Here is a 15,883-nt window from a genome sequence, read left to right on the forward strand (position 1 = left end):
GCCCGTGCCGCCGACGCCGCCCGTGCCGCCCGTGCCGCCGACGCCCCCCGCGCCGCCCGTGCCGCCGCCGCCTTCGCCGCCGACGCCGCCCATGCCGCCCGAGCTGCCATCGTTTCCACCCTCGCCGCCGGGGTTCGTGCTCGTGGCGCAGCCTTGGAGCGCGGCGGCTGCGAGGAGCAGGCCTGTGGTCATCGAAGCGAGTGAGGTCGGGAAGAACGTACGGCGGCGTTGTTTCATCGGTGGTTCCTCGTGCACTGCGGAGGAGATGAAAGGACACTCCGGCGCGCCCGTTCGGCGCGCCAAGCAGACAGACGCTTACGGTAGCCGACGGGCTGACGCAACGTCCGCGCACGAGCGAAGCTCTCTTCTCCTTCGGGTGCAGAGAGCGCGCGGACGTGCCAAGACCGACGCGTGCGCCCCGTGATCCAGAGCATCATCGACGAGCTCCTCGCTCGTCATCACCGATCGGGACGAGTCGACCTCAACGACATCGCGGAGGTCATCGGCCCGCGTGGTGTCTCCTACGAGGAGGTCGACCACATCGTCGAGCGCCTGGAGGCCCTCGGCCTCGTGGTCGGCGAGCCGATCGACGCGGACGAGGTGACCGTGATGAAGCGCGTGCTCGGCGCCGCGCGATCTCTCCGCACGACGCTCGGACGAAACCCGACCATCGCGGAGATCGCCCTGTCTTCGGGGCACCCGGCTCACGTCGTGCGGCGCGCGCTCGAGCGTGGGGTCTCGCCGCGCGTGGTCCGGAGCTACTAGTGATAGAGTGAGGCCGTGCCGCTCGGCCCGCGCCTCTCCTTGGCTCTCGCGCTGCTCGCGACGACGATCGCGCCTCGATCGCTCGCCGAGCCTCCGAAAGCCGCGCCGCCGCCCAAGGAGGCGGTGGAGCTCTCCGCCGATCAGCTCGACATCGACATCGCGGCGAAGCGCGCCGTGCTCGAGGGCCACGTGCGCCTGACGAAGGGCGGCCTCGTGATGCGCGCGCCGCGCGTCGAGGTGCGGTACGACGAGGTGCCGAACGTGACCTGGGCGAAAGGCACGGGCGGGGTCGTCGCGGAGGTGAAGGGCGTGCGCGCGGAGGCGCCCGAGGTGGAGATCGACCTCGGCAAGCAGATGCTGTCGCTGCGCGGAGGCGTGCGCCTTCAGCGAGGGGCGGGGTGGATCAGCGCGGAGAAGGCGACGATCGATCTCGTCAGCCTGAAGGTCTCGCTCTCCGAGGTGAAAGGCGCGATGCCGGTGCCGGAGGGCGCGGAGAAGAAGTAGGGGGCTCAGCTCTCGGCCGGCGCGAGGCACGACAGCGCGGGGTCGAGCTCGTCGTCGGACGCGCTCTCGGCCTTCCGGCTCCCCTCGACGACCGGGAAGATCACGTCCTGCAGCTCGCGGTTGCGCGGGAAGGCGGCGCGGACGACGCCGATCACCTTGTCGACGGCGTCGTGGTGGGCGTCGCGCAGCGCGAGCTCGACCTTGAAGGCCTCGTCGTGGGCGGCGAGGGCTTCGAGGTGCGCGGCGACGGCGCCTTCGAGGGTCGAGAGGGCGGTGAGGAGCTTGGGCAACCAGGCGGCGCGGTAGCCGTCGATCCCGACGAGCTTTGCGTTCTGGAGCCGGTCGACGAGCTCCTTCAGGGGTTTGACCTGGCGTTTCCCCATGGGGATGACGACGGGGCGCAGGCCTTTCGGAAAGAGGCACGCGCAGAGACGACCACGCCGGCCGCCGTCCTCGATTTCCGCGGCGCGGAGGGACGAGCGAATCACGCGCTCGGCGCTGAATTCGGCGAACCGGAGCGCGGCGCGGGTCTCGACGACGGGGATGCGCAGGGCGCGGCGCTTGTCGTGCTGGGCGCCGAGGGCGTCGTTGACGGCGCGGATGTCGCTCGCGGCGGCGGCGGTCTCCGGGAATTGCGAGAGGCCGGCGGCGAGGTCGACGCCATACTCGAAACGAACGGTCGACGAGACGTTGGGGCGATACTTGCGCATGATGCTTTCCCTGGGCCCGAGGCCCGGTGTGTGTAGGTTCGGCGAGCCCGCGCGGAGGGGCGCGCGAGCGAGTGCCCGTTGAACGACAGGCAGAAGATTTCATTCGAGGAGGAGCAGGAACGCGACGCCGGCGTGGTCAGCGAGGGTTGATCGGCGTCAGCGGTTGCTCCTCGAGATGTGCAGCGGGTGTTGACGCTCGTCAGGGGGCGCTGGTCACGATGTGCAACGGGTGTTGACGCTCGTCAGGGTGCGCTGGTCACGATGCGCAGCGGGTGTCGGACGCTCGTCAGGGTGCGCTGAACACGATGTGCAGTGGGGGTCGACGCTCGTCAGAAGGCGCTGGTCACGATGTGCAGCGGGTGTCGGACGCTCGTCAGGGGGCGCTGAACACGATGAACGACGGCGGTTGATGCGCGTCGAGGGAGGCGCGTCGCCATTTTCACCTATTGCGCGATGAAGATCTGCGGCGAGCCCGTGAGGGAGAGCGGAACGCTCCCGCCCGCCGGCGTGAGATCGGTGGCCGCGCCGGTCTTGCCATGGTCCCACGCATACGCCTTGATCGGCCCGCCCGCGGCGAGCGAATACATCGCGCTCGCGTCCTCGCTGGTTCCGGCCGTCTTCGCCCACAGGACATAGGCCGCTTTCCCATTCGCGAGCCGGAACGCCGCGCCGCCGACCGCCTCCGGCAGCGCGAGCGCCGCCGTCGCGCTCGCGTCGAACGCGGCGCCGGAGAGGAGCTGCCCGTGCGTTCGATACGCGACGCCCGTATCCGTGAGCTTTGCCTCGGTCGGCGCGCCGAGCTTGATGACATCGTAATACAGGCCCATGTAGTCGAAGGAGCTGTTGCTCGCGCCGAGCTCCGCGTTGTCGGTCAGGAGATACCAATCGACGCCGTCGATCCCCTCGGCCTGCGCGGTGGTCATCACCTTGAGGATGTAGTTTCTCGCGTATTCCGCCCCGCCCGGGCCTGCGCCGATGAGCTCGTGCGGCGCCCCGCTCTCGGTCACCACCCACGACTTCCCATTGACGCCCGCGGCGTCGAGGACCTTCGCGAGAGCGTCCCTGGAAGCGACGAAGCCGTTCACGCCGACGTCCGAGCTGCCCGGCGAGAAGACCGGATAATAATGGAAGCTCAGGACGTCGAAATACTTCGCGCCCTTCTCGGGGTAATCGGCGCTCACGGCTCCGCCGTCGGGGTTGTCCGTGTAACGGAGCACGGCCGAGAGGAAATTCGGGTATCCGATCCCGCCGAGCGCGATCTTCGCGTCCGGATCGGCCTTCAGCGCGGCCTCGCGCGTCACGCGGAGCATGCGGATGTAATCGAAGATGGAGCCATGAAAGCGCGGGAGCTGCTCCTTCGTGGGCGGGTCCTTGTCCCAGTTCACCGTCACCTGCCAATCGGCGACCCAATCAGGCTCGTTCCACACCTCCCAGACCTTCACCCAATCCTTGTAGGTGCTCACCGTCTTGTGCACGTACGCTCCCCAGTAGTTGTCGGGGTTGATCGTGCCGTCCTCGAGGAACACGGGTTGATACAGGTTCTTCGGCATGTACTCGGCAATCTGCCAGTCCGGCGTGCCCGCGGGCGCCGTCGAATGTTCGGCCGTGGGGGTGGTCAAGAAGGCGACGTGGTTCGACATGCCGAGCGCCGCGTATTGCTTGATGTCCTCGACCTCGATCTCGTAGCCCCACGTCGTCAAGTGCTGCTCGGGCAGCGAGATTCGCTGGCTGTCGGCGCCGGCCTCGCGCGCGAGCTTCGCGAGCTCCGGGTCGCTCCAGGTGGGGTGGCGGTGGCCGGCGTTGATTCCATGCCGGAATGGCCCGCCGAGCCCGTTGCCGTTGCCGCCGGCGCCGCTGCCCCCTTGGTCGCTACCGCCGCTGCCGGCGCTGCCGCCTCCGCCGGTCTCCCCCGCGGCGGAGCCGCTTTCACCGCCGCCCCCCGAGCACGCGGCGGCGAGAACGAGAAGGGATGCGGAGAGAATACGGATCATCGAACGCATGGCACAACCTCCGTCGTAAAAAAGAGATGCGCCACTCTACGTGGATTCAAAGCTCCCGCGCAATCCGCAAGATCTCCTCGCGCAGCCATCGATGCGCCGGACCGTTGTCGTACGACGAATGCCACACCATCGAAATCGCGGATTTGGGGAGCGTGATCGGCACCTCCGCCGTGGAGAGGTCGAGCGTCTTTGCCGCGGCGAGCGCCACGCTCCGGCGCAGCGTGGCCACGGCGCGGAGCCGGCGGAGCAGGTAGGGGACGCCCACCGCGTGCGGCGTGCTCAGGGCGATGCGCCGCTTCAACCGGCGTTTCGCCAGCGCGGCGTCGATGCCGTCCTCCAGGTCCTTTCGTGACGAGATCCGGACGTGCGGGATTTCGGCATAATGCTTCGCCGTCATGGGCACGGGCAGCTCGTGCCCGTGGGGATCGAAGAGGCACAGGTACGTGTCGCCCGCGCAGATCACGCGGCGCTTGTGGTGCGTGCGGCCTTCGCCGAGGACGCCGATCGCGAGGTCGAGCTCGGCGGCGTCGAGCATGTCGGGGACGTCGGCCGGCGCGAAGGGGCGAATCTCGATCCGCACGTTGGAGCCGAGCGCCTCGAGGTGCGCGAGGAGCGGCGGGAGGAGGGCGATCTCCATGTCGTCGTACACGGCGATGCGAAAATGCCGCTCGTCCCGCGCGGGATCGAAGGGCGCGCTCGCCTGGAGCGTCGCCTGGATTCCGGCGAGCGCGCTGCGGACCTGCGCCGACAGCTCGCGCGCGCGCGGCGTCGGTCGCATGCCGCGCTCGGCGCGCACGAAGAGCTCGTCGCCGAAGAGGTCACGCAGGCGCGCGAGGTTGTGGCTCATGGCCGACTGGCTGAGGCCGAGGCGCGCCGCGGCCCGCGTCACGTGGCGCTCCGTCAGGAGAGCATCGAAGGCGACGAGCAGATTGAGGTCGAGCCTCGCCAGATGCGTGTGATCGATGATCGTCATGCGCCGTATCGGTTGGATTCAGCGCAGCCGAGGACCTACGTCAAGGCCTTCCACGCACGCGAGGAGGTGCTTTCGATGAGGAATGCGACGGAGACGCGGGGCCGGCGAGCCGGGGCGCTCGCGTTTTGGATGTTCTCGATGGCGGCAGGTTGCGGCGAGGCGCTGCCCGCGGCGCCGTGCGTCCCGGTCGTGGCCGCGAAGGCGGAGAGCGCCGTCGCCGAGGACGGGCGGCTGCCGCCCGCCAAGCAGATTCACGTGAAGACGCCGGATGGATTGTCGATTGCCGTGCAGGAATGGGGCAATCCGAGAGGCCCCGAGGTGCTCTTCATTCACGGGCTCTCGCAGAGCCACCTCTCGTGGGCGCCGCAGATCGGGAGCAGCCTCGCGAAGGATTTCCGGATCGTGACGTACGACCTGCGCGGGCACGGCGTTTCGGACAAGCCGATCGAGGCGAAGTATTACGAGGAGGCGCGACGCTGGGGGGACGAGCTCTGGGCCGTGATCGAGGGAGCGGGTCTCCGGCATCCCGTCGTCGTGGGATGGTCGCTCGGAGGTGTGGTGATCCTCGATTACCTGCGGGCGTATGGGGACGGGGCGCTGGGCGGCGTCGTGTTCGTGGACGCAGTGACGCGCCTCGATCGCGCGCTGCTCGGCGAGATGCCACCGCTATGGTCGGAGGACCTGTCGACGAGGATCGGGGCCATGCGGCAATTCCTCCGGGATTGTTTCGTCGTGCCGCCGCCCGCCGCGGTGTTCGAGACGATGCTCGTGTACAACGCGATGGTGCCCGTCGAGGTGCAGGGCGCGGTCGGGCATATCCCGCTCGACGGGGCGGACGAATCGCTGCGGGCGCTGTCGGTGCCGGCGCTCGTGATTCACGGGGCGGAGGATCGCCTCGCCAAGGTCGCGATGGCGAGACGCACGGCGTCGCTCGTGCGCGGCGCGCGGCTGTCGGTGTACGAGGGGGTGGGGCACGCGCCGTTTTACGAGGCGCGCGAGAGGTTCAATGCGGAGCTGGGTGGGTTTTTGCGAGAGGTGGCGGGGAAGAGAGAGGGGGGATCAGCTCTCGGCGGGCGCGATGTTCGTCAGTAACAGGGGCTCATCGCGCTCGCGATGCCGGTGCCGTCGAAGTTCGCCATCAGCGGTGGGAGGCCGCCGTCGGTGAACATCAGCCGCGAAGACAGGCCCCACTGCGCGGTTCCGAGAGATTGCACCCAGCGCAGCGAGAATTCTTCCCAATCGCCGACGATGTCGTCCTTGCCGTCGCCATCGACGTCGGCGACTTGCAACTGATTGATCGTGGTGCTCGTGCTCTTGACGTCATCCCAGTCGGAAAAGCCTGCCCAGGCGATCGACCAGGATCCCGCGAAGTTGGCGCCGACGGTGAAGATATCGTCCCACCCGTCGCCGTTGAAGTCGCCGATCCTCGTCTGAGACAGGCTGGTCACCGGCGACGCGATCTTCAGGCTGCTGAACGCGCCCGTTCCATTCAAGGAGACCTTGAACCTGCCGTCGATGATCGACAGGATGTCCGACGCACCATTGCCGAGGTTGTCGAACACGACGATGTTGTCTACCGAGGGGCACTCGTCGGTCCGCGTGACCGTGGTCGGCGTGCCTGTGCCGCCCGAGAAGAAACGCCAGGTGCAGCCATCGATGGCCAGGATGTCCGTCGTGCCGTCATTGTCGAAGTCACCTAGCCTGACGCCCTCCGTCGAGGAAGGCAGTACGGCCAGAGGGACAACCGTCTGACTATGCCAGGTCGAGCCGACCGACGACGGGATGAAGTAGGTGGACGACAACTCCCCCAGTCCGTTGCGCATCACCAGGAAGATGTCTTCCTTGCCGTCGCCATTGAAATCGCCAGTCTGGTTGCGTCCTGTCGGGTCCGCGTTGAGGAGCCCCTCGGAGCCTTGGCTGCTCGGCCCATAGTGCGGCGGCCCCACGAGCGCCGTCCGGCGGCACCAGCGCTCGGTGTTACCGCACTGCTCCAAATCGGTGGCTTCCCAGGTGTTACCACCGTCGTTCCAGACGTTTCCGAGATAATACTTCTGGGCGACTCCGCATGCGTGGTCCTCGCATTCCTCAGGATGGTTGGAGCAGTTGTCGAAGTAGTGCGCGCCGGTGAGAGGAATTCCCCTCACATAGAGAGTGTCCCGCGTCTCCTCCGGGGAGTCCTCCTCGACCGAAAGCCAGATGGTGTTGTCGTGGACCGAGATCTCATCCATCGCATAGCTGCAGTACGCGAAGCTCTGCACCAGACCGCTGTCTTCGTTGTCCGGGATCTCGAGACGGCCGCTGCACCAAAAGGAGTCGTCGTAACATGCGCCGCATTGTCCCCCGCCGGACGACTCACCCCATCCGTGGGTCTGGAATCCGCAGAGCGCCCCGTACACGAGGTTATCTCTGGCTTCGTACCCGAACTCCCCCGATCCATCCGAATCCAGGACCACCCGAAGCTGGGAGGCGCGGTTCCATCGGAACATCATATCGAGCTCCCCGTTCACGCCCGGATCGAGCATGGCGACGCCTTGGCCATACCGCCCGTTCGGCACCCGGGCCCTCGAATGGTGAAGGTAATTGTGATGAACGTCGGTGATATGATCGTCGGAGCCGTTGTTCAGGCCGATGAGGAACTTCCCGAACCCGGAGATCTCGCAGTTGTCGATCTCCAGGTTGTCGAAGCCATGGTTCACGACGCCCGCGCTCGGCGTGGAATGGAAATAATCGGGATCGATGCCTTCGATACGCAACCCCGTGATCCGGACATCGTCGCCGCAGACATGGATGACGCCGCCCCCCTGCGTGGTGCCGTCGGGCTGCTTCAGCCGGAAGCCGGGGGAGTTCCACACCATGGGCGAATGGAAGATCCAGTTGGCGCCTCTGCCGCCCGCCAGGGTGACGCCCGCGGGAATGCAGATCGGCTCCTCGAGCTCGATGGTGTCGGTCGGGTTTCCCAGGCTCCCCAGCATGACGACGTCGCCGCTCACCGCCGTGCCATGCGTCTCGCCAAATTGAGGACAACGAAACTGATCGACGACTTGCGTGCACCGAAGCAGGTTCTTCAGATCGGCAAAGGTGGCCGGGGTCTTGTTTCCCCCCGTGAAGACGTCGGGATAGCCGCGGCCACCGCCGAAACGCCAGGAGTCGGTGGTGGCAGGGTTGTCGTGCGGGAAGCTCGGCCAGTTGAACGCCGAGGCGTTCCCAGGGAGGAGCGCGAGCAGCAGGCCCAGGCCGAGCGCCGTGCCCAAAGCTCCTTTCCTTTCGGCACGCTTTCCGGCCGTCTTGCAATATTCTGGAACGAAACGGTCAAGCATCGTGGTCTCCTGCGGCCCAGGCGTTCGAGCTCCCGGACACGCCGCGCGTGCCCCCTATCACGAACGCGCGGTATCCAGGGGGAAAAGCAGGGTTTCCACCACGCCCCGAGGTCCAGGGCCGGGCTCAATGCGACGGTGCCGCGAGGAGCTCGAGCGCGCGCGAAAGAATCGCATCCTCGCCCGGCCCGTCATGCCCGACGAGGTCGACGCGCTCGGGCGGCAGCCAGCGGTGCCGCGGGGTGCCGTCGACGTGGAAGAGCCGCTCGACCGGGATCGCGAAACGAATTCCGCTTTGGCTCAGGGTGGACGACGTGATTGCGCCCTTGAGCCCGGCCATGGGCGTGCCGACCACGACGCCCCGGCGCATCGCATCGACGCCGATGGCCATGCCCTCGCCCATGCTCCCCGTCCAGTGATCGACGAGCACGGCGAGCGGTTTTTCGTACGTGAAAGGGCCACGCGGCAGGACGTACTGGACCCATACCCGGCTCCGCCCCTGCCAGCCGACGCCCGGCAATTCGTGCTTCTGGTAGGGCAGGGGCTCCCGCACGAAGCGCCCGAGCAGCGCCTCGGCGACGGCGCTGTTGCCGCCGCTCGGCGTGTCGCGCAAGTCCAGCACGAGCGCGCGGCAATCGGCGAGCGCGGCGAGCGCGGCGTCGAAGGCGGGGACCAGCGCATCGTCGCCGAGGGAATTGTGAATCCGGAGATAACCGACGCCGCCCGCGAGTTTGCGCTGCTCGAGCATTCCGTCGCCGGACGGGACCTCGGGGGCGGCGAGGTCGATGTCGCGCGGGCCTTCCGCGGTCACGACGCGGAGGCGGCGCCGTTCGTCATGGCGTCCGGCGAGGAGGCTGCGCAGCGCCCAGGCCTGCGCCGCGGGGTCGGAGCTCGACGTCCGCAGCCGCTCCACAATGGCCCGCGCGACGGGGACGCCGCCGATCGCGACGACCTCCTGTCCCGCACGCAGGCCCGCTCGCGCCGCGGCGCTGCCCGGCCGGACCTGCGTGACGATCGCGCGTGCTCCATCGAGCTCGGCCCACAGATCCGCGCCGCTCGGCACGAGGCGATACGAATGTTTCGTATTGGTGCCGAGATGCGCATGGGCGTCGTGCAGCTCGTCGAGCACGACCTCGAAGAGGGCGACCTGGTCCGCTTTGTTGTGGACGCTGTCCGCTCGCGCGGCATACCGCCGGCGCACGGTATCCCAGTTGATCGACTGCTCCCCGAAGTAGCCGTAATTCTCGCCGATCTCCGCCAATAACTGGTCGACATCTGCCGCGACGCCACGCGGCGCCGAGGCGCAACCGGAGAGCATCGTGAAGAGGGCCATGGCGAACGAAGCCGCAAAGACGCGCATGCCATGGCCCATTAGCCGAGCGTCCGTCCTCGTGCAACCGACCTCGGGGAACACCTCGGGGGGAGAGCACGTTTTCGCGGCCGAGGAAAAGCGATGCGGGGTCCCTGGTTCGGCCTCCCTCGTGGCCTTACTCCCCCGAGGAGCGGGCCGTATTCGTCGCCTGTCTGGAGGGAGCGGCGGACGACGCCTCGTCCCCGCTGCGTGTGCTGCTCGCCATTCGCTCGGACTTCCTTAGCCCCGACGGCAAGCGCATCGTCACCGGCTCCCAGGACAAGACGACGAGGGGATGGAATGCCGATGGCACGGGCGAGCCCATGGTGCCGATTCACCGGTCAACGGCGTGGCGTGGAGCCCCGATGGCAGGCGCATCGTCACCGGGTCCGACGACGGGGTTGTGCGGATATGGACCGACCTCGAACCGCTCCACGGCATCGACGACCCGAAGTTATGGACCGCGACCACCTACTGCATGCCCATCGAGCGCCGGATGGAGCTCCTGCGCGTGACCGAAGCCATGGCCCGCGAAAACCAGGAAGCCTGCCTGCGCCGCGTCGATTTGCATCTCCATGCCGTGCATGCGACCCTCCGAAGGCCGCGAGATGATGACCACGCGGTGCTTCGGTGAAACCATGCGCCACATTGTCTTTTTTGCTTTCCTTGCCCTCCTCGCCGGCTGCGAAAACCCGCTCCCCGGCACCCATCCAACCGAAAAAGACGCAGGTGTAGACGGCTCCACACCCACGGGACCAGGAATCCTGGGAATCCTGAAGGACCACGCGGATCAGCCGATCGGCGGAGGCAAAGTCCTCGCCTGCATGGCGACCCTTTGCCTCTTCGGCGACGCCGCGCCGGACGGCCAATTCCATTTCCCGATCGAACCCACGGCCGAGGTCGCATTGAAGACCCTGCCGGACCCGACGGCCACGCCCCGCAAGTCCGCCGCGCTTTGCCCCGTGCGAATCGTCGATTCCTCGCTGATCGACGTGGGATCGCTCCACGTCCCGAGCCTCCCGGAGGGCGCGCTCCTCGGGCCCGCCGCGCAGGATCCGCAGACCCTCACGGCCGGCGACGGCCTCGTGCTGACCTTGCGTGTCGCCGATCTCATGCCTTATCTCGGGGATACCCTCGTCGATGTCGCCGCGCGGCGCATTCCGCCGCCCCAAGTTTGCCCGTGGGTCGTGCCCGAGGGCGAGGAGCTCGTCGCCGTGTATGCCTTGCACCCCTTCGCCGCCGTGAGCGCCTCCCCCATTGCCGTTCGAGCCCCGTCGGATGTACCCTCCGGCACGAAAGTTCGATTTCGAACGATCAGCGAGATCGACGGCGCCTTCTCGGAGCCGGTCCCGGGCGAGGCCGATGGCACGAGCGTTGCGACGGCGCCGCAGATGGGCATCACCGAGCTGACCTGGCTCGTGATATCAAAAGAGTGACCTGGCACAGAAAGGCACGACCATGACGCTTCCTTCGTTGCGACGAACAATCTCCCGCACACGCGCCGCGCTCCTCGGCGCATCCTCGCTCCTGCTCATCGCCGGTTGCTCCGACGCCCCGCCGCCGTCCCAGACCCCGGGCCTGACATGCGGAGAGGGCACGCAGGCGGTCGGCCGCGAGTGCGTGCCGACCGCGCTCGAACCCGGGCATTACTTGAGCCCGCTCGTTCAGCTCCAGAACCTGGCCGAGGTCGGTAGCCATACCGACGAGGTGCGTATCCGCGAGGACAATCTGCTCCTCAATTGCAGCTACACGTTCAACGTGATCGACGCCGAGCACGCGAACGACATGGAGGCCCTCACGGGCGAGGGTCTCAAGCATACGATCCCCGGCGATACACGCACGCCCGGTTGCAAGCACCTCGCCTGGGACGAAAACCTCGTCTTCACCACCCACCTCGGCAACATCCGGAACCCCGCCTTCCTGAGCGGCTGGGACATCACCGATCCCGAGGCGCCCGTGCAGCTCCCGGTCCTCCAGGAGCCCGGCATCAGCTACGAAGGCGTCGACGTCGCGAATCACCACATCTTCGTCGGCCTCCACGAGAATGGCCTCGGCGTGTACGATTACGACGCGGCCAATGGCTTCACGCGCGTCGGCAGCCTCGGCGGCTTCACGAATGCGTGGGGCATCGCCGCGCGCGGCAATCACGTGTTCGTCGCCGACGGCATCGGCGGGTTTGCCACGGTCGACGCCACGGATCCGGCGAAACCCGTGGAGCTCGGGCGCGTGGCCATCGGCGGCCAGGCCCGCGGCGTCGTCGTCGACGGCAATTTCGCGTATGTGGCCGCCGGCTCCGCGGGCGTCGCCGTGGTCGACATCGCAGACCTCGCGAGCCCGAAGGTGGTCGGCCGGGCGGAGATGCCCGGCACGGCGCTCCGCATCGCGTTCTCCGAGGGCCGTATCTTCGTGGCCGCGTGGAATGACGTGCGCGTCTACGACGTGACCACGCCTTCGGCCCCGCGCTTCGTCGCCGCCGTCCGCATTCCGCGGCCCTTCGATTACGAGGACGCCGATCGCGAGCTGCCGACGATGCGCACGTTCGGCGTGGCCGCGCGGGGGCAGGACGTCTTCATCGGCGCCTGGGAAAACCCGTATTCGTACCGCCTCGAGCCGGACCGCCTCGCCCCCAACATTCGCCTCCCCGAGACGTCGGCCCGCCTCGATTTCGGCAAGGTCGCGTCCGGCGCCTCGAAGACGATCCAGATCCCGGTCACGAACCAGGGCACGGCGCCGCTCACGCTGGTCGACAACTGGATCAGCGGACATGCCTTCAGCGTCGAGCCGAAGCAGGCCCGGATCGAGCCGGGGGAGACGCTCTCGCTCGAGGTGACGTACGTCGCGTCGTCCGCCGAGGAGGAGGTCGGGTATTTGCTCATCGTCTCGGACGACCCCGCGGCCCCGGTGCGCAAGGCGTATCTCGTCGGCAATGCGCCGGGCGTGACCCTCGGCAGCCCGCTGCCCGCCACGACGGCGACCATGCTCGACGGCACGACGTGGACGTCGGAGGCCTCGGCCGGGAAGGTGCTCTTGCTCAGCTACTTCGCCACGTTCTGCCCGGTCTGCGCGAATCACCTCCCGGACGTGGAGGAGCGATTCTGGCAGTCGTATCGGGACAAGGGGCTCGAAATCGTCGCCCTGAATCCGCGGGAGACGAGCGACAAGATCGGCGACGTGCAGGCCTATTGCGAGAACATCCGGGTCTCCTTTCCGCTCGGCATCGAGGAGCCCGCGAGCACGTACGCGGCCGTGACGACGAACTTCGTCGGGCCCAATCCATTCCCGGTCGACGTGATCGTCGGCAAGGACGGGACCGTCCGGTACGCGAGCCACGAATACGATCCGGACGCGATGGCCGCGGTGATCGAAGAGCTACTCGCCGAGTGACCCCGCCGCCGCGGCCACTCCCGGTCAGGGCGTGAAGCTTGCGCCGGAAAATACACGTTTTCACGATTGCGAGGAAGCCGGTGGCGGCACCGAGTCCGAAGGCGCGCTACGCTTCCCCCAATGCTCGCCCGGTCGCGCGTCCTCGCGGTAGGCGCCATGCTCGGCGCTCCCACGCTCCTGCTCGTGTCGTGCGATCGAGCGCCCAATGCCTCGTCGACGCCCACGGCCGCGCCCACGGCGCAACCGCCCCCGCCTGCATCGAGCGCACCGACCCCTTCCGCCGCTACGCTCCCGCCGCTCGGCGGTGATTGGCTCGTGCGCCTTCCGCTCGAAGGATTTCGTGAGGCCGTGATCGCGGCGCCCATCGGGACGATATCGCCGCGGCCCGTCCTGATCGGCGTGCACGGGTCCCGCGATCGCCCCGAATGGGCTTGCGGCGAGTTTCTCGGCGTGACGAAGGGATACCCGTTCATCCTCTGTCCCCACGGAATTGCTCTCCGCTCCGGGCCGGAGCCGCTGTTCGGGTTCGCGACGTCGGAGGAACTCGAGCGTGAAATCGACGCGGGCCTGAAAGCGCTCCGCGAACGCTTCGGGCCCTACGTGGCCGAGGGGCCGATGATTTACGGCGGGTTTTCCCGCGGCGCCTTCCTCGGCGTGCCGATCGTCGCGGATCATCCCGCGCGTTTTCCCGTCGTCGTCCTCGGCGAGGGAGGACAAAGCTCGTGGACGGACGACCGCGCTTCCCGGTTCGCGCGCGGCGGCGGCAAGCGTGTCCTCTTCGTTTGCTCCACGGCGGCTTGCGAAACGGCGACGCCGCCCGCGCTCGCCATTTTGACGCGTGCAGGCGTCGAGGCGAAGATGATCACCGCCGGGCACATCGGCCATATCGTCGACGATCGCGTGGTGACCCTGATCCGCGGTTCGTGGCCGTGGCTCGTGCGCGATCGGACGGGACCGCTCGGGCCCTGGTGATCAAGCCAGACGCCCCTCCCGCTCATTGCCGAGTTTTTGCAGGAGCTGCCGCACGGCCTCGAAATCCGGCGGCTTCGTCAGGTGAAGATCACACCCCGCCGCGCGTGATCGCTCCCGGTCCTCGTCCCGCCCATACCCGGACAGCGCGACGAGCAGGACCTCATGACCCCAAGGTTCCCGGCGGAGCTGCCGCGCGACCTCGTATCCATCCATGCCCGGGAGGCCGAGATCCAAAAAGACCACGGTCGGCCGGACGGCCCGCGCCGCCGCGAGCGCCGAGGGGCCGTCATGAGCCCGCTCCACCTCGTGCCCCAGCATTTCCAGGAGCAGGGAAAGCGTCTCCGCCGAATCCCGATTGTCGTCCACCACCAGCACCCGCAAGCTCTTGGCCCCGTCGACGTCCCCACGCGATCCGGATTCGTGTTCTGCGGTCTCCCCATTCGACGTTGGCAGCCGGACCGTGAATGCGCTGCCCTTGCCCAGGCCCGCGCTCTCCGCCAGCACCGCGCCGCCGTGCATTTCGACGAGCTGCTTGACGAGCGTCAACCCCACGCCGAGCCCCCCTTGCGCCCGGTCGAGGGACACGTCGCCCTGCGTGAACAGGTCGAAAATGCGCGGGAGGAGCGCCGCGTCGATTCCCATGCCAGTGTCCGTGATTCGCACGACCGCCTCGGCGCCTCTCCGCGTGGCCGTGATGCCGAGTTGCCCTCCCTGCGGGGTGAATTTGGCCGCGTTGTTGAGCAGGTTCGCGAAGACCTGCGTCAGCCGGGTGAGGTCCGCGCGCACTTGCACCGGCGCGGACGGTAAATGCACCACGAGCGCCTGTTTTCGCGATTCCACGAGCGGACGCACCATTTCCACGGCTTGCGTCACGGCCCTGCCGAGGTCGATGAGCTCGGAGTGCAGCGTGATCTTCCCCCGGCTCACCCGGGATACGTCGAGCAGGTCGTCGACGAGCCGTGACAACGTCATGACCTGACGCTCGATGATCACGCAGGCGTCTTGCACCCTGGTATCCCCGAGCGGGGCCGTCTTGTATCGTACGATGGTCGCCGCATTGAGGATCGGCGCCAGCGGATTGCGGAGCTCGTGGGCGAGCATGGCGAGGAATTCGTCCTTGCGTCGGTCCGCTTCCTGGAGCTCCTCGGTCCGCGCTCGGAGGCCCTCCTCCAGCTTTTTGCGCTCGCTGATGTCCTCCACGAGCCCGTCCACCACCGTCCGCCCGTCCTCCTCGCCCACACGCTCGCTCACCCGCGCCCAGACCCGCGACCCGTCCGGCCGGCGCACCTCCATTTCGCGCTTCGCCATGGCCCGCCCGCTCTCGGTATCGCGGACCTTGTCCGCCTGCTCAGGCGGCGAAAGGAGCGCTTCGATGCTCGCCGCTCGCGCCTCCTCGAGCGTCCTCCGGCCGATGACCCGCAAAAACGCGGGATTGCACGAGAGGAGCTCGCCCTCGGCGGTGGCGCGAAAAACCCCGACGTCGAGCGCGTCCGTGAGCCGCTGGAGGTGGTTCTCGACCTGCGCCAGCCGCCGCTTGGCCGTGGCCCGATCCATCGCGTGCCGGATGGCGAGCGGCAGCCGGGCCATTCGCTGGGGGCTCTTCACCACGTAATCGTCGGCCCCGGACTTCATGGCCTCGACCGCCACCTCCTCGTTCCCGCTGCCGGTGAACAGGACGACCGGGACATCGGGCCAGTGGCGCTTGACGAACTGCAGCACCTGAATGCCGTCCGTCCATTGCATCAGGTAATCGGTCACGACGGCGTCGTACCCGCCCCGGGCGAGCGCCCGTTCGAACCCGGCCTTGTCGAAGACCTCGTCCGCCTGGGCATCCGGAAACTCGTGCGACAGGAGCCGGATCGCAACGAGGCGGTCGTCCGGGTTGTCGTCCAGGACGAGAAAACGCATGA

The 15,883-nt window shown here is 67.9% G+C and carries 13 protein-coding genes and 1 pseudogene; 7 read left to right on the plus strand and 7 right to left on the minus strand.

Annotated elements, in window-relative coordinates:
- Positions 1 to 237: pseudogene (locus tag QHF83_RS46320) on the minus strand (hypothetical protein); the annotation flags it as partial.
- Positions 238 to 411: 174 nt separating this feature from the next.
- Here QHF83_RS46320 and QHF83_RS46325 point away from each other — a divergent pair.
- Together QHF83_RS46325 and QHF83_RS46330 are read left to right on the plus strand one after the other, a co-directional pair.
- The gene (locus QHF83_RS46325) at positions 412 to 765 is read left to right on the plus strand and encodes a sigma-70 domain-containing protein (RefSeq protein WP_282424550.1); all 354 of its coding nucleotides are present in this window, start codon (positions 412 to 414) and stop codon (positions 763 to 765) included.
- 15 nt (positions 766 to 780) lie between these two features.
- Positions 781 to 1,269 (plus strand): LptA/OstA family protein, encoded by a 489-nt coding sequence (locus QHF83_RS46330; RefSeq protein WP_282424551.1) that lies wholly within the window; start codon positions 781 to 783, stop codon positions 1,267 to 1,269.
- Positions 1,270 to 1,274: 5 nt separating this feature from the next.
- On the opposite strand, the gene QHF83_RS46335 is transcribed toward QHF83_RS46330, so the two are convergent.
- From QHF83_RS46335 to QHF83_RS46345, 3 genes are all read right to left on the minus strand, one after another.
- Positions 1,275 to 1,979, minus strand: a complete 705-nt coding sequence (locus QHF83_RS46335) for a hypothetical protein (RefSeq protein WP_282424552.1) — start codon at positions 1,977 to 1,979, stop codon at positions 1,275 to 1,277.
- Between the two features lie 443 nt (positions 1,980 to 2,422).
- Positions 2,423 to 3,979 carry a hypothetical protein gene (locus QHF83_RS46340; protein ID WP_282424553.1) on the minus strand — a complete coding sequence of 519 codons (1,557 nt, stop codon included), beginning with the start codon at positions 3,977 to 3,979 and terminating at the stop codon, positions 2,423 to 2,425.
- A gap of 46 nt (positions 3,980 to 4,025) precedes the next feature.
- On the minus strand, positions 4,026 to 4,952 hold the full coding sequence (locus tag QHF83_RS46345) for a LysR family transcriptional regulator (RefSeq protein WP_282424554.1): 927 nt from the start codon (positions 4,950 to 4,952) through the stop codon (positions 4,026 to 4,028).
- Positions 4,953 to 5,027: 75 nt separating this feature from the next.
- On the opposite strand from QHF83_RS46345, the gene QHF83_RS46350 reads away from it, so the two are divergent.
- Positions 5,028 to 6,044 carry an alpha/beta hydrolase gene (locus tag QHF83_RS46350; RefSeq protein ID WP_282424555.1) on the plus strand — a complete coding sequence of 339 codons (1,017 nt, stop codon included), beginning with the start codon at positions 5,028 to 5,030 and terminating at the stop codon, positions 6,042 to 6,044.
- On the opposite strand, the gene QHF83_RS46355 is transcribed toward QHF83_RS46350, so the two are convergent.
- Together QHF83_RS46355 and QHF83_RS46360 are read right to left on the minus strand one after the other, a co-directional pair.
- Positions 6,038 to 8,269, minus strand: coding sequence for a VCBS repeat-containing protein (locus QHF83_RS46355; protein WP_282424556.1), 2,232 nt, complete (start codon positions 8,267 to 8,269; stop codon positions 6,038 to 6,040). The genes QHF83_RS46350 and QHF83_RS46355 overlap by 7 nt on opposite strands.
- 124 nt (positions 8,270 to 8,393) lie before the next feature.
- Complete coding sequence (locus tag QHF83_RS46360; protein WP_282424557.1) at positions 8,394 to 9,626, minus strand: S41 family peptidase; 1,233 nt, start codon at positions 9,624 to 9,626, stop codon at positions 8,394 to 8,396.
- A gap of 340 nt (positions 9,627 to 9,966) precedes the next feature.
- Between QHF83_RS46360 and QHF83_RS46365 the strand changes: the two genes are divergently transcribed.
- The 4 genes from QHF83_RS46365 to QHF83_RS46380 all read left to right on the plus strand — a co-directional run bounded on the left by QHF83_RS46365 (position 9,967) and on the right by QHF83_RS46380 (position 13,973).
- Positions 9,967 to 10,251 (plus strand): WD40 repeat domain-containing protein, encoded by a 285-nt coding sequence (locus QHF83_RS46365; protein ID WP_282424558.1) that lies wholly within the window; start codon positions 9,967 to 9,969, stop codon positions 10,249 to 10,251.
- A gap of 4 nt (positions 10,252 to 10,255) precedes the next feature.
- Complete coding sequence (locus tag QHF83_RS46370) at positions 10,256 to 11,053, plus strand: hypothetical protein (RefSeq protein WP_282424559.1); 798 nt, start codon at positions 10,256 to 10,258, stop codon at positions 11,051 to 11,053.
- Between the two features lie 22 nt (positions 11,054 to 11,075).
- Complete coding sequence (locus QHF83_RS46375) at positions 11,076 to 13,001, plus strand: redoxin domain-containing protein (RefSeq protein ID WP_282424560.1); 1,926 nt, start codon at positions 11,076 to 11,078, stop codon at positions 12,999 to 13,001.
- Between the two features lie 120 nt (positions 13,002 to 13,121).
- Positions 13,122 to 13,973: a hypothetical protein gene (locus QHF83_RS46380; protein WP_282424561.1), complete on the plus strand. Its 852-nt coding sequence runs from the start codon at positions 13,122 to 13,124 to the stop codon at positions 13,971 to 13,973.
- Here QHF83_RS46380 and QHF83_RS46385 read toward each other — a convergent pair whose 3' ends face one another.
- Complete coding sequence (locus tag QHF83_RS46385; protein ID WP_282424562.1) at positions 13,974 to 15,881, minus strand: response regulator; 1,908 nt, start codon at positions 15,879 to 15,881, stop codon at positions 13,974 to 13,976.
- Positions 15,882 to 15,883 lie beyond the last annotated feature (2 nt).

Origin of the sequence: Polyangium sp. 15x6 (assembly GCF_029960785.1) — a bacterium.
In the GTDB taxonomy this organism is placed as follows: domain Bacteria; phylum Myxococcota_A; class Polyangia; order Polyangiales; family Polyangiaceae; genus Polyangium.